The sequence below is a fragment of the Altererythrobacter sp. H2 genome, assembly GCF_035319885.1.
GTDB lineage: Bacteria > Pseudomonadota > Alphaproteobacteria > Sphingomonadales > Sphingomonadaceae > 34-65-8.
The window spans coordinates 110,659-131,170 of record NZ_CP141285.1 but is presented as its reverse complement, the minus strand read 5'-3'; the positions used below and the strand labels follow the sequence as shown (position 1 = coordinate 131,170).

Here is a 20,512-nt window from a genome sequence, read left to right as displayed (position 1 = left end):
CGATCACCGCCGCAATGCGGGCGCTGGATCGAAACGAGGGGGACCATGCTGCATGAGTGATCCAGTCTGGCGAGCCACCCTGACGAAGGACGACCTGCTCGAAGCGATCGGTTTCGTCCGCACCAGGGCAGGTCTGCGCCTGCACGGCATCAAGCTTGAACCGGACGTCGTGATAATGCGGTGCGCCGAGGGACTTTCCTTTCGTACCGCGCAGATGGCCTGCGATATTCCCGCCGAAGGCTCTTGGCCGTCGCCCATCAGAGTCAACGGCGCGGTGCTGCGCCGACTTGCTCCCAAGCTGGTCGGCCCCGAAGTTGCGCTGCTTTATCAGGACGGCGCGATAACCCTCAACGGAACTTCGGTCACGGCGCGGGAAATCTGAGTGTTTGTCTCACCCGGGCCCTGCCCGGCAGCGGCCCACCCCAGCAGCCGCGTTATTGCAGAAGTCTTTGGGCCATCGCCCGCACGTCGGCGCCCATGTCCTCGCGCTCCAGTGCCAGCGCAAGGGTCGCCTCGACGAAGCCGAGTTTGCTGCCGCAATCGAACCGGCGGCCGTTGAAGGTCACGGCGTGGAACGGCTGGGTGCCGATCATCTGCGCCATCGCGTCGGTCAGCTGGATTTCGCCGCCGGCACCCTTTTCCTGGCGTTCCAGCACCCGCATCACTTCGGGCTGGAGGATATAGCGCCCGGAAATGATCTTGTTTGATGGGGCCTGATCGACCCGGGGCTTTTCCACCAGCCCGCGCACTTCGGTCAAAGTGCCTTGCCCCCCTGATACCTCGGCGCCCGGATCGATCACGCCGTAGCTGGACACCTGTTCCCGCGGCACTTCCAGCACCGACAGCAGGTTGCCGCCCACTTCGTTGTAGGCTTCCACCATCTGCTTCATGCAGCCATCCCCGCCGGGGTGGGCGTGCATGAATTCGTCGGGCAGGAAGATCGCGAAGGGTTCATCCCCCACGATCGAGCGGGCGCACCAGATCGCGTGGCCCAGGCCGAGCGGTTCCTGCTGGCGGACATAGGCGCAGTTGCCGGGGCCGAGCCGGGTCGGTTCGAGCACGGCCAGGCTCTTGCCGCGTTCGGACATGGTCTTTTCCAGCTCGAAGGCGATGTCGAAATGGTCCTCGATCGCGCTCTTGCCGCGCCCGGTGACGAAGATCATCTGCTCGATCCCCGCCTCGCGCGCTTCGTCCACCGCATACTGGATCAGCGGGCGGTCGACGATCGGCAGCATCTCCTTGGGGATTGCCTTGGTCGCGGGCAGGAAACGGGTGCCGAGCCCGGCAACGGGGAACACGGCGGTACGGATGGGCTTGTGGCCGGTCGATGTCTGCATGGTCATGGAACCTCGCGATAGGACGGGGGTTCCCGCCGCGCAACTGCCGCCTCCATCGCCGCTCTGCGTGACAGTTGCGTGAAGCGCGATTCCGGCTAAACGCTGGCCCATGGACAAGCTTATCATCCGGGGCGGGAATCGCCTTTCCGGCACCATCCCGATCTCAGGCGCGAAGAACTCCGCACTGACCCTGATCCCCTGCGCCCTGCTGACCGAGGAACCGGTCACCCTGCGCAACCTGCCGCGCCTGGCCGATATCGACGGGTTCCAGCACCTGATGAACCAGTTCGGGGTCACCACCGTGATCCAGGGCACGCGCCCCGAAGATTTCGGGCGGGTGATGAGCATGGAGGCGACCCGGATCACCTCCACCGTCGCTCCCTATGACCTGGTGCGCAAGATGCGCGCCTCGATCCTGGTGCTTGGCCCGATGCTGGCGCGGATGGGCGAGGCGACGGTCTCGCTGCCGGGCGGCTGCGCCATTGGTGACCGGCCGATCGACCTCCACCTTCAGGCGCTGGCCGCGTTCGGCGCGGTGATCGAGCTCGCTGCGGGCTATGTGAAGGCGATTGCGCCTGATGGCGGGTTGCCGGGGGGCGAGTTCGACTTCCCCGTGGTTTCGGTCGGCGCGACCGAGAACGCGGTGATGGCGGCCGTGCTGGCCAACGGCACCTGCCGCCTGTTCAACGCTGCGCGCGAGCCGGAAATCGTCGACCTGTGCAACCTGCTGGTGGCAATGGGCGCGGAGATCGAAGGAATCGGCACCTCGGACCTCACCATCCACGGGGTCAAGCGCCTGCACGGGGCGACCTATCGGGTGATGGCTGACCGGATCGAGGCCGGTTCCTACGCCTGCGCCGCCGCCATCACCGGGGGCGACGTGTTCCTCGAAGGGGCCAACGCAGGCGAGATGCAGGCGACCATCCATGCCCTGCGCGCCATCGGCGTGACGGTGGAGGAAACCAAAAAGGGCCTGCGGGTGGCTGCAGAAGGTCCGCTCAGGCCTGCCAACCTCACCACCGCGCCCTATCCCGGTCTCGCCACCGACATGCAGGCCCAGCTGATGGCGCTGGTGTGCAAGGCCCAGGGCACCAGCGTGCTCAAGGAAACGATCTTCGAGAACCGCTACATGCACGTGCCCGAGCTGCGCCGCATGGGCGCGGACATCGAGACCGAGGGGCGCACCGCGATCGTCAAGGGGGTGGACCGGCTGACCGGCGCGGAAGTCATGGCGACGGACCTGCGCGCCTCGATGAGCCTGATCATCGCCGCGCTCGCAGCCGAGGGCGAAACTGTCGTGCGCCGGATCTACCACCTCGACCGCGGCTATGAGCGGCTGGAGGAAAAGCTCCAGCTGGTCGGCGCGGATATCGAACGGGTGGGCGACAGCTGACGATTGGCGTGAACCCTTCTGCCGATGGCGCGTTGAGCGGGCAGAAAGGAATTTCATCATGATCATCAAGCTCGCCGCTCTCGCCGGCATCGGCTACGCCGGTTACAAGTATTACGAGAAGAACCACGCCTCATCGACCCAGCCGGCCTTCGCCGGAAACCAGGGCGACGCGACTATCCGCACCGCTGGAGCGGATTCCATGCGCGACAAGCAGTCTGGCTGGACCAAGACCGACGAGGAGCTCGACCAGAGCTTCCCCGCCAGCGATCCGCCGGCCAACTACTGAGTATGCACCGATTGCTGACCGTCTCCGGTCAGCGGTCCCGGGGGGCGGCGGGAGCGATCCCGTCGTCCCTTTCGTGTGTGCGGCGCGTGACCAGCCACAGCCGGACCGCCGCGGCCAGCCCGCAGGGTGTGGCGCTGGCGATCCGCTCTTCATCGATCCGCGCCACCAAGGCGTTGAGGGGAAGCCCCTCTGCGGCAGCAGCCGCGCGCAGCATGTCCCAGAACAGCGGCTCCAGGCTGACCGAAGTCTTGTGCCCGGCGATCTCGACCGAGCGTTTCACCGGCGGGTGGTAGGGAGCAGGCATGGCAACCCGATAGCCGCTTGCGCGCCGCAACGGGTACGAAAAATTCGGGGTGGAGGCCTCGGGCACCGAAGCCTAGACCGAATGGCATGACCGCCTACGAACGCCTCACCGACAAGGAGAAGGCTACCTTGCGCCTGCTGCTGCGCGGGCACGATGCCAAGTCATCGGCCCGTGCGCTGGGCCTGTCGGTCCACACGGTAAACGAGCGGCTGCGCGACGCGCGGCGCAAACTGGGCGTGACCAGCAGCCGCGAGGCAGCCCGGATCGTGCATGCAGCGGAGGGCGCGGCCCCCGAATTGCTGGGGGACAAGTCAATCGGGGATGCGGCTGCGGCTGACACCGGGGCAAGTGGGGCAGCCGCCACAGGGCGGTGGGCGAAGCGCCGCTTCGCTGTCATCGGAACCGGAGTGTTTGCCATGTCCCTGATCCTTGCCGCGCTGCTTCTGCCTGCATCTCCCGTCGCTTTGCTGCCGAACAGCGCAGGCGGTGGCACCGGGGCTCTCGCCCAGGCCGCCGAAGCCACCCCTGCCCGCGCAGCAGAACAATTCCTGATCCTGCTCGACGAGGGCCGCTGGGCCGAAAGCTACGCCGCCACCGGCGCGCAGTTCCGCACGCTCAATTCCCTGGAACGCTGGACCGAAGTCTCCCGGCGGGTTCGCACGCCGCTGGGCGAGACTGTTACGCGCAATATTGTCGGCGATGAATTCGTGCCCGCCCCGCCGGAAGGCTACCGTCTGATCAAGTTTCGTTCGACCTACGCCAACGGCACCGCGCAGACCGAGAACCTCTCGCTGGCGTGGGAAGACAGCGCGTGGAAGGTAGTGGGCATCATGTTCGATTGAGGGGTGCGCCGGGCGAGTCTCTGCGGACGAGGATTGTTTTTCGCGGAAAGACGGGGGCGCAGGATCTGGCTGGAATTCCGCCGCGTCGCGGCCGCTTCGGATGAGCCTGGAGGGGCTTCACGATTGGCGCCGGAAGCCGGCAGCCCCTCCGCCGATCCGGCGGAACAAACTTGCGCAAGAAAAGTGCAACGAACAGGCTCACCGTCCGTTAGGGCAGGGTCCGGACCACGTTTGATCGCTTCACCCCTGAAGCTTTGCAGCGTGTTCGGCAGCCGGGAGAGCCGCGATCCACGCCCTGATCATCGAAGACGAACCTCTGATTGCCATGCTGATCGAGGACTCCCTGCTCGAATGCGGCTTTACCTCCTTCGAGTTCGCCGCTTGCGCGGATGATGCCGTGGCCTGTGCCCGCAGCAGATGCCCTGACCTGATCACAGCCGATGTCGAACTGAACCCGGGCAGCGGAATTGATGCGGTGGACGCGATTTGCAGCGGTCCGCCCATCCCGGTGGTGTTTGTGACCGGGAGCCCGCAAAAGCTGGTCCAGCGAAACCCGGATCACCTGCTGTTGCTCAAGCCTTTCCGGGCCAGCGACCTGATCGCAATCGTGCGACTGGCACTGGAGCGCACTGGAAAGCCTGCATAATCAGGCAATTTTCGAATTGCCGCCGGTTTTGCCGGAAAGCGTCGTATAGCGGTGAGTGATCGCTCTCGCCCAAGCTGACTGATCCGGCAGCCCGATCGGGGCGAGCTCTCACCCTGAGAGACCCCGTACTCCAAAGGCCCTGGCCATGACTTCATCCACTGCCCCGCTGGTCGACGCGGCTACCCGGCTGTCGCTCGCCCTGCTGGAATCGTCGCAGGCGCCGCTGGTCCTGCTGGCGGATGACCTGACCGTGGTCGGAGCCAGTGCGTCTTTCTGCAGCGCGTTCGGGATCGATCCAGCGTCGGTCAACGGAACCAGGCTGGCGGACATCGGCAAGGGCGAATGGAATGTGCCGCAACTCAATTCGCTCCTGCGCGCCACCTTCGAAGGAGCAGCGGCGATCGAGGCGTACGAGATGCGGCTGGAGCGTGACGGCCACGATACCGCCTGCCTCATCCTGAACGCGCACAAGCTCGATTACGGCAAAGGCGAAGTGAACCGGATTGTCCTTGCCGTAACCGACGTCACCTCCGCCCGCCTGGCGGAAAAGCTCAAGGACGAACTGGTCCTGCGCAATGACATCCTGCTGCGCGAATTGCAGCACCGGGTGGCCAACAGCCTGCAGATCATCGCCAGCGTGCTGATGCAGAGCGCACGGCGGGTCCAGTCCGAGGAAACCCGGCTTCACCTGCATGATGCGCACAACCGGGTGATGTCGATTGCCACGCTCCAGTCCCAGCTCGCCGTCCGGAATTCGGATGAGGTCGAGCTCAGGAAATATATGCGGGACCTGTGTGCGAGCATCGGTGCCTCGATGATCGACGATCCCGACCGGATCAGCATCGGCACCTCGATTGAGGACGTGGCGGCGTCCGCCAATGCGGCGGTAAGTCTGGGCCTGATCGTGACCGAACTGGTCATCAACGCCTTGAAGCACGCCTTCCCCGGCCGGCTGCAGCAGGGCCATATCGAGGTGGATTACCTGCGCAGCGACGGATCGTGGACCCTGTCGGTCGATGACAACGGCAACGGGATGGGGGCAGAAGCTGACGCCAGGCCGGGCCTTGGCACGGGAATTGTGGAAGCGCTTGCAAAACAGCTCGATGCCGAAGTGCATACCGAGAGTTCGGATCGGGGCACAAAGGTGTCGATCATCCATACCGATTGAACCCCGGTGAAGCGTTTCACCGATTGCAGGCGGTTGCAGCGAAAAAGCCAGGCATCAGCGTTAAGGAAACCTGCGGCCAGGCCTACGCGGTTCCAACGAGGGCCGGGGTAGCCGGTCAATGCCGACCTTGCAGGTAATCGCACCGCTCGCATGAAAGCGGCAGCGGAGGTCGAGGGACGTGCTCAGGCGGATCAATCCCAATCAGGTTCGGCTTGGAATGTACATCCACGCGCTCGGCGGCTCCTTCTTCCGTCATCCCTTCTGGCGCAGCCGCTTCAAGCTCACCGCCCAGTCCGATGTCGATGCGCTCCGCACTTGCGCCATTCCCTTTGTCGAAATCGATGACGAGCTGGGTTGCGGACCGGTTGATGAGGAAGTGCCCGAACCCCAGCGCGAACCCCAGCGCGAACCCCGGCCCCTGCTTGTCGAGAGCATCGGGGAGAGGCCGGCGAAGGCCCCCCGCCGGCGGGTGATCGCCAGCTCAGGCTCGCCCGGTGCAGCCGAGCGCGCGGCGCAGGATCGGGCGATCCGCACCGTCGCGCGTGCCAAAACCGTTGTGCGGGAGCTTTTCGACACCGCCCGGCTGGGCAAGTCCGTTCCGGTCGAAGAGGCGATCGGGCTGGTCACGGAAATCGACGAGATGTTCGAGCGCGGGGAGCATATGCTGCTCGATGCGGTGCGGATGAAAACGGCGGACGAGTACACCTATCTTCATTCGGTGGCCGTCTGTGCGCTGATGCTGAAACTTGCCCGCCAGCTCGGCATGCCCGAGGCCGAAGCGCGAGACTGCGGACTGGCGGGGCTGCTGCACGATGTCGGCAAGATGCGGGTTCCCGGCGAAGTGCTGCACAAGCGGGGATCGCTGACCGATGATGAATTCACCCTGGTCAAGTCTCACGCGCACGAAGGCTTCCTGATCCTGCAGGATATCCCTGATCTGCCCGCCGCAGCAGTGGAAGTCGCTCACCTGCATCACGAGAAAATCGATGGCTCGGGCTATCCGCTCGGTCTGTCAGAGGCGCAGATTCCGACCATCGCGCGCATGGGGGCGATCTGCGATGTCTATGACGCCCTCACGTCCAACCGTGCCTACAAGGCGGCCTGGTCGCCTGCCCGGGCGCTGGAGGAAATGGTGGCGTCGAAAGGCCACTTTGACAGCGAATTGCTGAAAGCCTTCGCTGCGAGCATCGATGTCGCGCTGCCGGTCCCCGAAGATGACCGGGCCGATGGCTGTGCTGTTGAAGAGGCGGCGTCGGCCTAGCCTTCTGGCATGGCCGCCGATGCGGCGAAGCGGCGATCAGGCCGGATGCCTGCCCGCCGCCTCCCGCCATCAATACATATGCTGGCCGCCGTTGATGCTCATCGTGGAGCCGGTCACGAAGCCGCCGTTCTCGGATGTCAGGAAGGCCACGCCGCGGGCGATTTCCTCTGCCTGGCCCAGACGGCCGACCGGGATCTTGGCGACGATCTTTTCCAGCACCGGCGGGGGAACGGCGGCGACCATGTCGGTGTCGATATACCCGGGCGCAATCGCGTTGACGGTGACCCCGAACTTGGCGCCTTCCTGCGCCAGCGCCTTGGTGAAGCCGTGGATGCCGCTTTTGGCGGCGGCATAGTTGACCTGGCCGTATTGCCCGGCCTGGCCGTTGATGGACCCGATGTTGACGATCCGGCCCCAGCCGCGCTCCCGCATTCCGGGGAAAGTCGCCTTGGCCATGTTGAAGCAGCCGCCCAGGTTGATGCGCATGACATCGTTCCAGTCATCGAAGGTCATCTTGTGCATCGTACCGTCACGGGTGATGCCGGCGTTGTTGACCACGATATCGACCGGCCCGTGTTCTCGGGCCACCTGCGCGCATCCGGCCAGGCAGGCTTCATGGTCACCCACGTCCCAGCGGTAGGCGGGGATGCCGGTCTTGGCGGTGAAGGCCTTGGCCTTTTCCTCGTTGCCGGCATAGTTGGCGATCACGGTGTGCCCCTGCTTCTTCAGCCGCTGGCAGATCGCCTCACCAATGCCGCGCGTGCCGCCCGTGACAATCGCTACTCTTCCCATGATTCCGCTCCCGTATGCCGGTTTGACCTTACGGCCAGTGTGACTTCGCGGTCAGTTTGACCCGACGGAAAGTCTAGGCGAGCGATTCGCACCAGACAAAGAAAAACCCCGCCGGGGCGGGGTCTCTCATACGAATTCAGCGGCAAGCTGCGGCTTTCAGAACCGGAACTGGGTGCCGACGTAAACGGCCTTGTCGTCTTCCAGCCCGTCGCTGAGCGGGGCGAGACGGTCACGTTCCTGCGACAGGCGGACCCCGGCGGTCACGTTGAGATTGCGGGTCACGCGGTAGGCACCGCCCACGTCAAGCGACTGTTCACCCAGCCCTTCCAGCGTGCCGCGGGCGCGGCCCTTGGTCTCGGCGGTTTCGAGGGCGATCCGCGGCTGGAAGCGGCTTGGCTTGTCCGCCGCGCCTTCCGAAGGCTTGAAATCAGCCAGGTCAGGCATGGCGACATCGCGCAGACCGGTGGAGATCGACGGTACCTGCGGCTTGGCGAAGCTCTGGTAGCCGCGCGCAATGCCGAGGTTGTAACGGGTGCCGGCCAGCGTGACACTGCGGGTGCCGGCTTCGCCCTGCACCCCGGCCAGAGCCGAGCGGACCGAAATCGCACGGGCAGTGTCGCCATCGACGCGGACAGCCACGGTCACCATGCTTTCCCCGTCGGCGACAGCGCCGGCCGGAGTGAAACGGATCGCCTTGCCCCGCGCGGCAATCCGGTCCTGCACGCGGCGGGCCAGCGCGGGATCGACATTGGCGGGGGTGAAGGGCGTGGCCTGGATCGTGTCGGATGCGCCCAGGCCCGCGTCGAGCCCGGCCAGCGCAAGGCCGGCAGTCGGCACGGCAAACAGCGCCGCAGCGATCAGCGCCGGCGCAATGCTGCCCATGCCTGAAGTGCCCCGTACGCGTGCCATGTGCCTGCCTTGCCGTTCCTTCCCCGTATGGCTTAAACCGTCATTCAAGCATTTGGTGCCTGAACATGGACTGACCGGCATGGTGTGCCGATCCGAGTCGCGCTCGTCTAGCCGTCGGTTTTGATAGATTCATGACAACGGCTTGGCGACTCTTTCCGGTCTGTGGCCCCAGTCTGTTTTCAAAGTGTTGCATCCGGCACACAGGCCGCGGGGATGGCCGGGCGGATGCGTGCGAGGATTCAGGCACAGTTCACGCTGTTCGCCGCTATCCCTGGCCTGTTGGCCGCCCCGTTCGCGCCCCTGTCCGGAGCGGCGATGCATTCCTGCACCCCGCGCCTTGCCGAGCGCGCCGTGCAGGCTATAGAGACCGCAAGACAGTTGAAGGAAGCCACTCTGCCATGACCGCCTCAATCGCGATGCCCCGCATTTCCCTGTCCGGCCGGACGATCGCACGCTCGCTGGTCCTCGGCACGGCGCTGGTCGCGCTTGCCGCGTGCGGAGGGCGGGAGCGCCCGCGCGCCGACCTTGCCGCCAGCCAGGTGACGACCATCGGCGTCAACTCCTACCTCTGGCGCGCTGCGCTGGAAGCGGTCAGCTTCGCACCCCTCCTGCAGGCAGACAGCGCCGGCGGCGTGATCGTGACCGACTGGTACGTCAACCCGGCCAATCCGGGTGAGCGGGTCAAGATGACCGTGGCGATCCTCGATCAGGACCTGCGGGCCGACGCCGTGCGCGTGGCGGCCAGCCGCCAGGTCTCGCAGGGCAGTGGCTGGGTCGATGCCCCGGTCCAGGCTGCAACCGTGCAGCGGCTCGAGGATATTATCCTGACCAAGGCGCGCGACCTGCGCCGCCAGGCGATTCGCGGCTAAGATTTCGTCCCCGCCATGACCGACACCCGTTTCGATCCGTCGCAGGCCGACGGCCGCTGGCAGCGTGCCTGGGACGAGGCGCGCTGCTTCGAGGCTGACAGCAACAGCGCCAAGCCCAAGAGCTACGTGCTGGAGATGTTCCCCTATCCCAGCGGGCGCATCCACATCGGCCACGTGCGCAATTACACCATGGGTGACGTGCTGGCGCGCTACAAGCGGATGCGCGGGTTCGAGGTGCTCCACCCGATGGGGTGGGACGCCTTCGGGATGCCGGCCGAGAATGCGGCGATGGAAAAGGGCGTCCACCCCGGCGGCTGGACCCGCGAGAACATCGCCAACATGAAGGCGCAGCTCAAGCGGATCGGCTTCGCGCTCGACTGGAGCCGCGAATTCGCCACCTGTGACCCGGAATATTACGGCCACGAACAGGCGCTGTTCCTCGACCTCTATGAGGCCGGGCTGGTTTACCGCCGCACCAGCGAGGTCAACTGGGACCCGGTCGACATGACCGTGCTGGCCAACGAGCAGGTGATCGATGGCAAGGGCTGGCGTTCGGGCGCCGAGGTGGAAAAGCGCAAGCTCGATCAGTGGTTCCTCAAGATCACCCACTTCGCCGAAGACCTGCTCGACGGGCTCGGCACGCTCGACACCTGGCCGGAAAAGGTCCGGCTGATGCAGGAAAACTGGATCGGCAAATCGCAGGGCCTCGAATTCGCGTTCGAGCTCAGCAACGGTGAGCGGCTGCCGGTCTATACCACCCGCCCGGACACGATCTTCGGCGCCACCTTCGTGGCGGTCGCGCCTGACCACCCGGTCGCGCAGGGCGTGGCGATGAACAATTGCGAAGCCGGCAAGTTCATCGACCGCTGCAAGAAGGGCGGCACCACTGCGGCGGAGCTGGAGACGGCAGAGAAGCTCGGGTTCGACACCGGCCTTTCCGCCCGCCACCCGTTCACCGGGGCGAACCTTCCGGTCTTCATCGCCAATTTCGTGCTGATGGACTATGGCACCGGCGCGATCATGGCGGTGCCGGGGCATGACCAGCGGGATTTCGAATTCGCCACCAAGTACCGCCTGCCGATCCCGCGGGTCGTCGCCGCGAGCCTGGCCGACGCCGCTGTGCCGTTCGGCACCGAAGCCGAAGCGGGCGATGGGGTGCTCGTCAATTCGCAGTTCCTTGACGGGATGGAGGTCGATGCCGCCAAGCAGGAAGTGATCGGCCGGGCCGAGCGCGAAGGCTGGGGCAAGGGCACGACCGTGTGGCGCCTGCGTGACTGGGGCGTGTCCCGCCAGCGTTACTGGGGCACCCCGATCCCGTTCATCCATTGTCATTCCTGCGGAGTGGTGCCGGTACCGAAGGACCAGCTGCCCGTCACCCTGCCCGAGGACGTCGACTTCCAGACCCCCGGCAACCCGCTGCTGCGCCACCCGACCTGGAAACACACCCAGTGCCCCAAATGCGGGGGCAACGCGGAGCGGGAGACCGACACGCTCGACACCTTCGTCGACAGCTCGTGGTATTTCCTGCGTTTCGCCAGCCAGCCGGCTGACCGGCCGTTCGACCCTGAGGAAGTGGCGAAATGGCTCCCGGTCGAACAGTATATCGGCGGGATCGAACACGCGATCCTGCACCTGCTCTATGCCCGCTTCTGGACCCGCGCGCTGCAGCACACCGGCAAGCTCGATTTTGCCGAGCCCTTCGCCAGCCTGTTCACGCAAGGCATGGTGACGCACGAGACCTATTCGCGGCGCGACCCGGACAATGGCCAGCGCAGCTATTTCATGCCCGATGACGTGGAGCGGCGCAGCGATTCCGCCGTGCTGCGGGCAGACGGTTTCCCGGTCGAGATCGGCCGGGTGATCAAGATGTCCAAGTCGAAGAAAAACGTGGTCGACCCGGACGCGATCATCGCCAGATACGGTGCAGACGCCGTGCGCTGGTTCATGCTGAGTGACAGCCCGCCGGAACGTGACCTGCCGTGGTCCGAAGCGGGCATCGAAGGGTGCTGGCGCTTCGTCCAACGGCTGTGGCGCCTGTTCGGCCAGTATGATGCTGCGGCGCAGGGCGAGGATCAGGCCTTGCTGCGCAAGCTGCACCAGACCGTCGCGGCAGTCGCCGAGGATATCGAGGCGCTGTCATTCAACAAGGCGGTTGCGCGGCTCTATGAACTCGCCAGCGCGGTCGACAAGGCGGCTCCGTCTGCCAGCCGCAGCCATGCCATCCGCACCATGGCGCAGCTGGCCTCGCCGATGATGCCGCACCTGGCCGAAGAAGGCTGGGCAGCGATGGATGGAACCGGCCTGGTGGCCCTGGCCGACTGGCCCGAAGTCGATCCGGCACTGCTGGTCGAGGACGAGGTCACCATAGCCGTCCAGCACATGGGCAAGCTGCGCGACACGCTGACCGCACCCAAGGGCCTGCCGCGCGAGGAGCTCGAAGCGCTTGCCCTTGCCAGCGAGAAAGTGCAGCGTTCGATTGACGGGGCGCCGGTCCGCAAGGTGATCGTGGTGCCCGACAGGCTGGTGAATATCGTCACGTGATCCGCGCTTCTGCCCTCTGTCTGGCACTTCTGTCGCTCTCTGCCTGCGGGCTTTCGCCGATGTATGCAGGCGGCAGCCAGGGCGCGGTGGCGCAGGGGCTGGCGGCGATTGAGGTGCCGATGATCGAAGGGCGGGCAGGGTGGCTGGTCCGCAATGCCCTGATTGACCGGCTTGGCGCAGCCGGTGAGGCCGCGCCGCGTTACCGGCTCGACGTGCGGCTCGATGACCGGCTCGAAGGGCTGGGTGTGCTGAACGATGACACCATCGGGCGAGAGCGGCGCATCCTGCGCGCGCGCTACCAGCTGGTCGACCTGGCCAGCGGGGACATCCTGCTCGATGCGACCGCCGGATCGGATGCCGGGATCGATGTGGTCTCCAGCGAATACGCCACGATCGCTGCCGAGCAGACTGCGCTGGAAAACCTGGCGCGCGAGGTATCCGGCCGGATAGCGACCCAGATTGCGCTGACACTGCGTAAAGGCCAGTGACGGGGTCCAGTGATGGGGGCCAGTGACGGGAACCGGTGAAGACCAACCAGAAGAATTTTGCCAAGGCCGCGCGTGATGCGGCGCGCACCTGCAAGGTGTTCTTCTTTTGCGGGCCTGACGAATCAGGCGCCTGGGCGGCAGTCAAGACGGTGGTCGATCTCCTGCCCGATGCGGGTGAGCGGGTCGAACTGTCCGGCGCTGACATCCGCCGCGATCCGGTGCTGCTGGCGGACGAGGCGCGGTCCAGTTCGCTGTTCGGCGGGAGCCGCCATATCCTGGTCCGGGCTCAGGGCGACGAGGCGTGCGAGGCGGTCGGCAACCACCTGACCGGCCAGGGAGAGGCCTGTCCGGTACTGATCGTCGCCAGCGGAGCCACCGACAAGTCGCGCACCGCCAAGCTGCTGGAGGCGCGCAGCGATTCGCTGGTGGCAATGTTCTACCCGCCGGAGCTGGGCGATGTTGTCTTTGCCGTGCGGCAGATGGGCGATGCGGCGGGTCTGAAGCTGGGCGGCAATCTGGCGGAACGGATCGCCGGCGCCTGCCTGTTCGACCTGCGGCTGGCCCAGTCGGAAGTCGACAAGCTGGCGCTCTACCTGGACGCATCGCCGCAATCGCCCCGGGCTGCCGATGCGGCTGCGCTCGACGCAATCGGCGCGGCGAGCGAGGAGGACAGCCTCAGTCCGATCGTCAACGCCGCGCTGGGCGGAGACAGGGCGCGGCTCTCGGGCGAGATTGCGCGGATGCGCGAACTGTCGCTCAATCCGGTCGGCGTGCTGCTGGCGGTCGAGCGGCGCGCGGCGCAGCTGGCCCAGCTTGCCGCCCGGCTCGGCAACAGCCCGAACGTGCGCGGCTTTGTTTCCAGCGAGACCAAGGCGCGGCGGATCTTCTTCAAGGAAGAGCGCGAGATCGAGGTCCAGCTTGGCATCTGGCGGGGGGAGCGGCTGTCACGGCTGGTGGACCGCCTGACCGGGCTGCACCGCGAGCTGATCGGCAACAGCCAGGCCGCCGAAGTCCTGCTGGCGCAGGGGCTGACCGATATTGCCCGCGTGGCCGCCGGGGCCGCCGCAACGCGCCGTCAGGGCTGACCGGCCACTGCGAAGCCGGCACCATCGGGCCAGTGCGGCGCGGCGAGCCCCATGACCTTGAACAACCGACCCATCTGGTCGTCGGCAATCAGCCGGTCGCGTGCCTGGGCAATTTCGCTGCGCAAATGGGGTGCGCGCGTGGCGAGCGCGTCAGCACGGGCCTCGATGCCCAGCGCCCGCAACCAGTCACCCTGGCCGACCGTGCCGAGATGGCGGGCATCGCGCGACTGCGCCACCCGCGCCAGCGTGGCGAAATCGACCAGCGCAGTCAGGTCCGCCTCGCCGGGATCGGCGAAGGGATCGACCTTGCGGTGCTGCGCTACGGCCTGAAGGGTGGACCCGGCGCGCGTTTCGGCATGGCCATAGTCGATGAACAACGCGGCCCCGCCCTGTTCGCGCAGCCGCCCTGCCACTTCGTAGACAGTGGCCGCAGCCCCCGGGCAGGTTTCGAGCACGGTGCCCTCGGCGGCTTCGCGCAGGTCGGCCGGAACGGCGCTGTCCATCGGCTGGCTGCCGGCGACGAACACGAACCGGTCATCCTCCAGCCCCACCATCCGCTCGCGCCAGCCCGCGCCGGTCTTCACCAGTTGCCGGATCGGCAGGGCATCGAGAAATTCGTTCGCCACCAGCAGGACCGGCCCGTCGACCGGGATGGTCGACAGATCATGATGCCAGACTGCGCCGGGCAGCGTTTCCAGCTGCACGTCCTTCAACGCCTGCGAGGTTTCGACAAAGTGGACCCGCGGCGTAAACCCGTAACGGTGGCTGGCGCGCAGGGCATCCTTCGCCAGCGTGCCGCGCCCCGGCCCCAGCTCGACATAATGGACCGGCTCGACGCGCCCGGCCCGCACCCACATGTCGGCGCACCACAGCCCGATCAGCTCGCCGAACATCTGGCTGATCTCGGGCGCGGTGACGAAATCCCCGGCAAGGCCGAGCGGGTCCTTCCCGCCATAGTAGCGCGCGTTGCTCTCGCCCATGAACTGGGCGACGCTGATTGGCCCGGTGTTGCGGATCAGGCGCCGGAAGATCGCGCCGAGCGGCTGGTCATCCTCTCCCATGGTCGTCCTGCCCGGGGCGTCAGGCCGGGGGCGGCCCGCCGGCCAGCTCCGGCCGTCGCAGTGCGCGCACGATCAGGAACAGGCCCACCGCGAACATCGGAATGGTCAGCCACTGGCCCATCGACAGGCCGGTCTCGGCGGCGAATTCCTGCAGGTGCGCGTCTGGTTCACGGAAGAATTCGTTGACGAACCGGGCCACGCCCATGCCGAGGGTGAACACGCCGACCAGCAAGCCCGGGCGGTAGCGCGCGCGGGTGCGCCAGAACAGGTAGAGCAGGATCACGATCAGCGCCAGGCCTTCCAGCCCGGCCTGGTAAAGCTGGCTGGGGTGGCGGGCGAGGCCGCTCGTCAGGCATTCGGTCTCGCTGTGGCGCAGGTCGCAGAACTCCATCGCCCAGGCAACATCGGTGGCGCGGCCCCACAGCTCGCCGTTGACGAAGTTGGCGAGCCGCCCGAAGAACATCCCGAACGGCACGCAGACGGCGATATAGTCGGCCACCCGCAGGAAGCTGAGCCCGGCGCGCAGGCCGACCCAGGCGATCGCCGCCAGCACGCCCAGTACCCCGCCGTGGAAGCTCATCCCGCCGTCCCACAACCGGAGCAGTTCCCAGCTGACCCAGCCGTCTCCGCCGAAGCTGACGAACAGTTCCGGGCGATAGAACAGGGCATAGCCGAACCGGCCGCCCAGGATGATGCCGAGCGTGCAGTAGAAGAACAGGTCCTCCGCATGGCGCTGCGCCATCGGCGCGCCCGGTGCCTTGATCATCCGCGTCAGGTGCCAGTAACCGAGCACGATCCCGGCGAGATAGGCCAGGCTGTACCAGCGCAGTTCGAATAAACCGAGGTCGATCCCCTTGGTCAGGCCAAGGTCGATCCACTGCATGGCAGGTTCGGTTCCGGTTGCTGCGATTGACGTGGCGGCAAGTAGTGACAGCACGATGGGAAGCCCCTAGGTATGGATCAAACTGACAGGTCCGGCTTTTCCAGCGGCTTTGGCACAGCCGGGGGTTTGACGAAACCCCGCAGGGAAAGTCTTGCCCGATCACGCAATGGAGAGGACAAAAATGCCGACTGAGCTCGACACGACCCTTGATGCCATCATGGACCGGCTCACCGCGCCGGGCGCGCCTGCTGAAACCGTCCCGTTCGAACGCAAGGGTGTGTCCATTCCGGCGCTGAAGAATGCGCCGCCAAGCCTGGCGCATTACTTCGGCCACTACTGCATGCAGCACAAGGATGCGGTGTTCCTGGTCGATGGCGAATGCCGCCTCACTTTCGGGCAGACTTACGATGCTGCCCGCCACGTCGCGGCCGGGTTGCTGGTCCGCCACAGCCTCAAGCGGGGCGACCGTGTCGGGATCGCGGCGCGCAATTCGGCCAACTGGATCGTGCTCTACATGGGCGTCATCATGGCGGGCGGCTGCGCCACCTTGCTCAACGGGTTTTCCAATGGCGAGGAACTGGCCGATGCTGTGGACCTGGTCGAAGCCAGGCTGGTACTGGCCGATACGGCCCGTGCCGCGCGGCTCGACGGGATCGAGCACGGCGCCGAAGTCGTGCTGTTCAGCCATGATTGCGAGCCTGCCGAAGGCCTCGCCAATGTCTGGGGTGATCCGGCGGCGGTGACGCTGCCCGATCTGGGGCCGGACGACCTGGCGACGCTGCTTTACACCTCCGGTTCGACCGGTCGCTCCAAGGGGGCCTATTCCGATCACCGCGGCGTCGTGCACGGGGCGATGAGCTATGCGCTCCAGTCGCTCATGGCGTTCAGCTATCTCGATGCGGGCGGCAATGCGCCGACCACCCAGGCCTGCGCCCTCCTGGCCGTGCCGCTGTTCCATGTAACCGGCGAAGTGCCGCTGTTCCTCCAGAGCTTCGCGCTGGGCCGCAAGATCGTGCTGATGGCCAAGTGGGATGCGGGCGAGGCGCTGCGCCTGATCGATCACGAGAAAGTCAGCTATTTCGCCGGCGTGCCGCTGATGACCTACGAAATGGCGACCCACCCTGACCGCGACAAGTTCGACACCTCGACCTGCAAGGGCTGGGCCGGCGGCGGCGCACCGCGTCCGCCGGAGCACGTCACCAAGATCAGGGACGCCTTTCCGGACGGTTTCCCGCTGCTCGGCTATGGCCTCACCGAAACCAACGGCGTGGGCTGCGGCAACTTCAACGAGAACTATCTCGCCAAGCCTTCCAGCACCGGCAAGCCGAGCCGCCCGCTGGTCGATCTCGCCATCCTCGACGATGCCGGAAAGCCGGTGGCGCAGGGTAGCGTGGGCGAGGTCTGCATCCGCTCGGTCTGCAATTTCCTGGGCTACTGGAACAACCAAGACGCGACGGCCGCCGCCTTCACCGACGACATGTATTTCCGCACGGGCGATCTGGGGCGGCTGGACGAGGACGGCTACCTCTTCATCGTCGACCGGAAGAGGGATATCATCATCCGCGGGGGCGAGAACGTGACCTGCATCGAGGTGGAAGACGCGATCTATGCCCATGACGCGATCGCCGAATGCTCGGTCTTCGGCCTGCCGGACGAACGCTATGGCGAGATTGTCGGCGCGGTCTTCCTGACCAAGCCGGGCCGCGACCTGTCCGAGGCCGAGCTGCGCGATTTCCTCGCCACCCGGCTCGCCCCGTTCAAGCAGCCGGTGGTCTACTGGCGGGCGGATGACACCCTGCCACGCCTTGGCACCCAGAAGATCGACAAGCGTTCGCTGCGGGAAAAGTACACCCAGGAGTTCCTCGCCGCTTGAACCGCCAGACCATTCCCCGTCAGCGCGCGATTCTCGATCGCCGGACGCTCGCCGCGCAGATTGCGGCGCTGGCGGCGGAGCAGGGCGACAGTGCCCGCCCGCAGGTCGTGGCCCTGCTGCGCGATGCGCTTGATGCGGGGCGGCAGGAGCTGGACCGGCGGTTGGAGGCAGCGCCTTCGGCCGGGCACGAATGCACCGGTGGCCATGCTTTCCTGATCGACCAGATCGTGCGCCTGATCCACGACCACGTGGTGGCCGACGTCTATCCGCTGGCGAACCGATCTTCCGGCGAACGGCTCTCGATCCTGGCGGTGGGCGGTTATGGCCGGGCGGAAATGGCGCCCCAGTCGGACGTCGACATTGCCTTCCTCACGCCCACCCGCCGCGCGCCCTGGTGCGAGCAGGTGATCGAGGCAATGCTCTATTTCCTGTGGGATCTGGGCCTCAAGGTGGGCCATTCCAGCCGCACGCCTGATGATATGGTCCGCATGGCGCGTGACGACCTCACCATCCGGACTGCCCTGCTCGAGGGCCGTTACCTGTGGGGTGACCGCGACCTGTTCGATGAAGCCCGGCGCCGGTTCTGGGCCGAAGTGGTGACCGGCAGCGAGAGGCAGTTCGTCAGCGAGAAACTGGCCGAGCGCAATGCCCGGCACAAGCGCATGGGCGACAGCCGCTATGTCGTCGAGCCCAACGTCAAGGATGGCAAGGGCGGGCTGCGCGACCTGCAGACGCTCTACTGGATCGGCAAGTATATCCACAAGGTCCGTTCGGCTTCCGAACTGGTCGAGGTCGGGCTGCTGAGCGCGGGGGAATATCGCAGCTTCCGCCGGGCCGAGGGCTTCATGCTGGCGGTGCGCTGCCATCTCCATGCCCTGACCGGCCGGGCGGAGGACCGGTTGACCTTCGACCAGCAGCGGGCCGTGGCGCAGCGGATGAAGTTCGCCGACCGTCCGGGCAAGAGCGCGGTCGAGCGGTTCATGCAGTACTACTTCATCCAGGCAAAACGGGTCGGCAGCCTGACCGGCGTGTTCCTGGCCCATATCGATGAGGAGTTCGCCCAGAACCGCCTTCGGCGCGGGTTCTTTGCCGGCTTCACCGCCCGCGCCCGCAGCCTGAAAGGCTACCGGGTGTTCGGCGGCCGCATTGCCGCGCCCAGCGATGACTGGTTCCGTCAGGATCCGGTGCGGCTGATCGAGATCTTCCAGCTGGCCGAGGCCAACGGGCTGGAAGTCCACCCGGAGGCGATGCGCCAGGCCAACCGCGATTCCGGCCTGATCAGAGACAAGGTCCGCAATGATCCGCGGGCCAATGCCCTGTTCGTCGACCTGCTGTCAGGCCGCAATGACCCCGAGGCCGTGCTGCGGTGGATGAACGAAGCGGGCGTGTTCGGCCGCTTCGTGCCCGATTTCGGCAAGGTCAACGCGCAGATGCAGTTCGACATGTACCACCACTACACGGTGGACGAACACACCATCCGCGCAATCGGGCTGCTGTCGAAGATCGAGCGCGGCGAACTGACCGAAGACCATCCGCGATCAAGCCGGCTGGTCCACAAGATCAACTCCCGCCGGGCGGCCTATGTCTCGGTGCTGCTGCACGATATCGCCAAGGGGCGCGGCGGCGACCATTCGGTGCTGGGGGCCGAAGTGGCGGAGGAACTGTGCCCGCGCTTCGGCCTGGACGAGCACGAGACCGAGCTGGTCGCCTGGCTGGTCGCCAAGCATCTGCTGATGAGCGCGACGGCCTTCAAGCGGGACCTGACCGATCCCAAGACGATCGAGGATTTCTGTGCCGAGGTGCAGAGCATCGAGCGGCTGCGCCACCTGCTGATCCTGACTGCGGTCGATATCCGCGCGGTCGGCCCCGGCACCTGGAACAGCTGGAAGCGGCAGTTGCTGGGCGAACTGTTCGATGCGGCGCAGGAACGGCTGCGGCTGGGCCACATGCGCCACGGGCGCGAGGCCCGGGTGGCGGCGAAGAAGGATGCGGTCCGCGCCGCGCTGGCCGGACAGGCACCGCTGGTCGACCGGTTCGAGGGCACGCTGGGCGATGCCTACTGGATTGCCGAGCCGGAGGACATCGTCGCACTCAACCTGGTCCAGTTTGCCGAGGCGCAGGAAGCAAAGGAGCAGCTGTCTGTCCACTGCGAGGTTTACCCGGCGCGTGGGGCGACGCTGGTGACGGTCATCGCGGCAGACCATCCGGGCCTGTTCTACCGCATTGCCGGCGGCATCCACCTCGCCGGCGCGAACATCATCGACGCGCGCATCCACACCAGTTCGAGCGGCTGGGCGGTCGACAATTTCCTGGTGCAGGACCCGCATGGCCGCCCGTTCGAGGAGCCTCGCCAGCTGGCCCGGATTGAAAAGTCGATCGGCGATGCCCTGGCCAACCGGGTCGAACTGGTGCCCAAGCTGGCGCAGCGTCCTCTGCCGATCACCCGTTCGCACGCGTTCGAAGTCCGTCCGCGGGTCACCTTCGACAACAGCGCCTCCAATCGCTTCACCGTGATCGAAGTCAGCGCGCGGGACCGGCCGGCGCTGCTCAACCGGCTCGCCCGCGCCCTGTTCGAAAGCCAGCTGATGGTCCATTCGGCCCATGTCACCGCCTATGGCGAGCGGGCGGTGGACACGTTCTACGTGACCGACCTGATCGGGGCGAAAGTGGAAGCCAGGGCGCGCAAGGACGCGATCGAGGAGGCCCTGCTCGATGCCGCGAGCGACGAACGCCAGGCGGCGCTGCAAGAGGCATAGACGCAACACTCGTCAGCC

General features: G+C 66.2%; 19 protein-coding genes. 13 read left to right on the top strand and 6 right to left on the bottom strand.

The genetic code is table 11. The features are described from left to right. The first annotated feature begins 52 nt into the window (after nucleotides 1-52). Nucleotides 53-382, top strand: coding sequence for a hypothetical protein (locus U4960_RS00625; RefSeq protein WP_324261685.1), 330 nt, complete (start codon nucleotides 53-55; stop codon nucleotides 380-382). 52 nt (nucleotides 383-434) lie between these two features. Here U4960_RS00625 and galU read toward each other — a convergent pair whose 3' ends face one another. Next, nucleotides 435-1,337: a UTP--glucose-1-phosphate uridylyltransferase GalU gene (gene galU / locus U4960_RS00620; protein WP_324263143.1), complete on the bottom strand. Its 903-nt coding sequence runs from the start codon at nucleotides 1,335-1,337 to the stop codon at nucleotides 435-437. Between the two features lie 109 nt (nucleotides 1,338-1,446). On the opposite strand from galU, the gene murA reads away from it, so the two are divergent. Further along, nucleotides 1,447-2,730 (top strand): UDP-N-acetylglucosamine 1-carboxyvinyltransferase, encoded by a 1,284-nt coding sequence (gene murA, locus U4960_RS00615; RefSeq protein ID WP_324261684.1) that lies wholly within the window; start codon nucleotides 1,447-1,449, stop codon nucleotides 2,728-2,730. Between the two features lie 58 nt (nucleotides 2,731-2,788). Continuing rightward, nucleotides 2,789-3,016 carry a hypothetical protein gene (locus tag U4960_RS00610; protein WP_324261683.1) on the top strand — a complete coding sequence of 76 codons (228 nt, stop codon included), beginning with the start codon at nucleotides 2,789-2,791 and terminating at the stop codon, nucleotides 3,014-3,016. Nucleotides 3,017-3,044: 28 nt separating this feature from the next. Here U4960_RS00610 and U4960_RS00605 read toward each other — a convergent pair whose 3' ends face one another. Continuing rightward, entirely contained in the window at nucleotides 3,045-3,320 is a 276-nt protein-coding gene (locus U4960_RS00605; RefSeq protein WP_324261682.1) for a ribbon-helix-helix domain-containing protein, read from the bottom strand. A gap of 86 nt (nucleotides 3,321-3,406) precedes the next feature. On the opposite strand from U4960_RS00605, the gene U4960_RS00600 reads away from it, so the two are divergent. The 4 genes from U4960_RS00600 to U4960_RS00585 all read left to right on the top strand — a co-directional run bounded on the left by U4960_RS00600 (nucleotide 3,407) and on the right by U4960_RS00585 (nucleotide 7,237). Beyond that, nucleotides 3,407-4,162, top strand: coding sequence for a helix-turn-helix domain-containing protein (locus tag U4960_RS00600; protein ID WP_324261681.1), 756 nt, complete (start codon nucleotides 3,407-3,409; stop codon nucleotides 4,160-4,162). A gap of 286 nt (nucleotides 4,163-4,448) precedes the next feature. Continuing rightward, a complete protein-coding gene (locus tag U4960_RS00595; protein WP_324263142.1) occupies nucleotides 4,449-4,808 on the top strand; it encodes a response regulator in 360 nt (119 codons plus the stop codon). A gap of 145 nt (nucleotides 4,809-4,953) precedes the next feature. Continuing rightward, nucleotides 4,954-5,976 carry a sensor histidine kinase gene (locus U4960_RS00590; RefSeq protein WP_324261680.1) on the top strand — a complete coding sequence of 341 codons (1,023 nt, stop codon included), beginning with the start codon at nucleotides 4,954-4,956 and terminating at the stop codon, nucleotides 5,974-5,976. 178 nt (nucleotides 5,977-6,154) lie between these two features. Continuing rightward, nucleotides 6,155-7,237 carry an HD-GYP domain-containing protein gene (locus tag U4960_RS00585; RefSeq protein ID WP_324261679.1) on the top strand — a complete coding sequence of 361 codons (1,083 nt, stop codon included), beginning with the start codon at nucleotides 6,155-6,157 and terminating at the stop codon, nucleotides 7,235-7,237. A 69-nt stretch (nucleotides 7,238-7,306) separates the two neighbouring features. Here U4960_RS00585 and phbB read toward each other — a convergent pair whose 3' ends face one another. Then, nucleotides 7,307-8,029 (bottom strand): acetoacetyl-CoA reductase, encoded by a 723-nt coding sequence (gene phbB, locus U4960_RS00580; protein ID WP_324261678.1) that lies wholly within the window; start codon nucleotides 8,027-8,029, stop codon nucleotides 7,307-7,309. Nucleotides 8,030-8,185: 156 nt separating this feature from the next. Continuing rightward, complete coding sequence (locus tag U4960_RS00575; protein ID WP_324261677.1) at nucleotides 8,186-8,938, bottom strand: hypothetical protein; 753 nt, start codon at nucleotides 8,936-8,938, stop codon at nucleotides 8,186-8,188. 416 nt (nucleotides 8,939-9,354) lie between these two features. Between U4960_RS00575 and U4960_RS00570 the strand changes: the two genes are divergently transcribed. The 4 genes from U4960_RS00570 to U4960_RS00555 are packed head-to-tail and all read left to right on the top strand — an operon-like array spanning nucleotide 9,355 to nucleotide 13,921. Beyond that, the gene (locus tag U4960_RS00570; protein ID WP_324263141.1) at nucleotides 9,355-9,807 is read left to right on the top strand and encodes a DUF3576 domain-containing protein; all 453 of its coding nucleotides are present in this window, start codon (nucleotides 9,355-9,357) and stop codon (nucleotides 9,805-9,807) included. A 15-nt stretch (nucleotides 9,808-9,822) separates the two neighbouring features. Next, nucleotides 9,823-12,348 (top strand): leucine--tRNA ligase, encoded by a 2,526-nt coding sequence (gene leuS / locus U4960_RS00565; protein WP_324261676.1) that lies wholly within the window; start codon nucleotides 9,823-9,825, stop codon nucleotides 12,346-12,348. Continuing rightward, the gene (gene lptE / locus U4960_RS00560) at nucleotides 12,345-12,836 is read left to right on the top strand and encodes an LPS assembly lipoprotein LptE (protein WP_324261675.1); all 492 of its coding nucleotides are present in this window, start codon (nucleotides 12,345-12,347) and stop codon (nucleotides 12,834-12,836) included. Before leuS ends, lptE begins: the two co-directional genes overlap by 4 nt. Before the next feature lie 35 nt (nucleotides 12,837-12,871). Further along, nucleotides 12,872-13,921, top strand: a complete 1,050-nt coding sequence (locus U4960_RS00555; protein ID WP_324261674.1) for a DNA polymerase III subunit delta — start codon at nucleotides 12,872-12,874, stop codon at nucleotides 13,919-13,921. On the opposite strand, the gene U4960_RS00550 is transcribed toward U4960_RS00555, so the two are convergent. Both U4960_RS00550 and lgt read right to left on the bottom strand, forming a co-directional pair. Continuing rightward, nucleotides 13,912-14,982, bottom strand: coding sequence for a class I SAM-dependent methyltransferase (locus tag U4960_RS00550; protein WP_324261673.1), 1,071 nt, complete (start codon nucleotides 14,980-14,982; stop codon nucleotides 13,912-13,914). The genes U4960_RS00555 and U4960_RS00550 overlap by 10 nt on opposite strands. A gap of 19 nt (nucleotides 14,983-15,001) precedes the next feature. Further along, nucleotides 15,002-15,916: a prolipoprotein diacylglyceryl transferase gene (gene lgt / locus U4960_RS00545; protein WP_416379128.1), complete on the bottom strand. Its 915-nt coding sequence runs from the start codon at nucleotides 15,914-15,916 to the stop codon at nucleotides 15,002-15,004. A gap of 130 nt (nucleotides 15,917-16,046) precedes the next feature. Here lgt and U4960_RS00540 point away from each other — a divergent pair, with 130 nt between their 5' ends. Both U4960_RS00540 and U4960_RS00535 read left to right on the top strand, forming a co-directional pair. Next, the gene (locus U4960_RS00540) at nucleotides 16,047-17,738 is read left to right on the top strand and encodes a class I adenylate-forming enzyme family protein (RefSeq protein ID WP_324261671.1); all 1,692 of its coding nucleotides are present in this window, start codon (nucleotides 16,047-16,049) and stop codon (nucleotides 17,736-17,738) included. Continuing rightward, nucleotides 17,735-20,494, top strand: coding sequence for a [protein-PII] uridylyltransferase (locus U4960_RS00535; protein ID WP_324261670.1), 2,760 nt, complete (start codon nucleotides 17,735-17,737; stop codon nucleotides 20,492-20,494). Before U4960_RS00540 ends, U4960_RS00535 begins: the two co-directional genes overlap by 4 nt. Nucleotides 20,495-20,512 lie beyond the last annotated feature (18 nt).

What these genes read in the sequence shown, in the direction of transcription:
- U4960_RS00625 (WP_324261685.1), top strand. Translation starts at nt 53, where the DNA reads ATGAGTGATCCAGTCTGGCGAGCCACCCTGACGAAGGACGACCTGCTC.
- galU (WP_324263143.1), bottom strand. Translation starts at nt 1,337, where the DNA reads ATGCAGACATCGACCGGCCACAAGCCCATCCGTACCGCCGTGTTCCCC.
- murA (WP_324261684.1), top strand. Translation starts at nt 1,447, where the DNA reads ATGGACAAGCTTATCATCCGGGGCGGGAATCGCCTTTCCGGCACCATC.
- U4960_RS00610 (WP_324261683.1), top strand. Translation starts at nt 2,789, where the DNA reads ATGATCATCAAGCTCGCCGCTCTCGCCGGCATCGGCTACGCCGGTTAC.
- U4960_RS00605 (WP_324261682.1), bottom strand. Translation starts at nt 3,320, where the DNA reads ATGCCTGCTCCCTACCACCCGCCGGTGAAACGCTCGGTCGAGATCGCC.
- U4960_RS00600 (WP_324261681.1), top strand. Translation starts at nt 3,407, where the DNA reads ATGACCGCCTACGAACGCCTCACCGACAAGGAGAAGGCTACCTTGCGC.
- U4960_RS00590 (WP_324261680.1), top strand. Translation starts at nt 4,954, where the DNA reads ATGACTTCATCCACTGCCCCGCTGGTCGACGCGGCTACCCGGCTGTCG.
- phbB (WP_324261678.1), bottom strand. Translation starts at nt 8,029, where the DNA reads ATGGGAAGAGTAGCGATTGTCACGGGCGGCACGCGCGGCATTGGTGAG.
- U4960_RS00575 (WP_324261677.1), bottom strand. Translation starts at nt 8,938, where the DNA reads ATGGCACGCGTACGGGGCACTTCAGGCATGGGCAGCATTGCGCCGGCG.
- U4960_RS00570 (WP_324263141.1), top strand. Translation starts at nt 9,355, where the DNA reads ATGCCCCGCATTTCCCTGTCCGGCCGGACGATCGCACGCTCGCTGGTC.
- leuS (WP_324261676.1), top strand. Translation starts at nt 9,823, where the DNA reads ATGACCGACACCCGTTTCGATCCGTCGCAGGCCGACGGCCGCTGGCAG.
- U4960_RS00550 (WP_324261673.1), bottom strand. Translation starts at nt 14,982, where the DNA reads ATGGGAGAGGATGACCAGCCGCTCGGCGCGATCTTCCGGCGCCTGATC.
- U4960_RS00540 (WP_324261671.1), top strand. Translation starts at nt 16,047, where the DNA reads ATGCCGACTGAGCTCGACACGACCCTTGATGCCATCATGGACCGGCTC.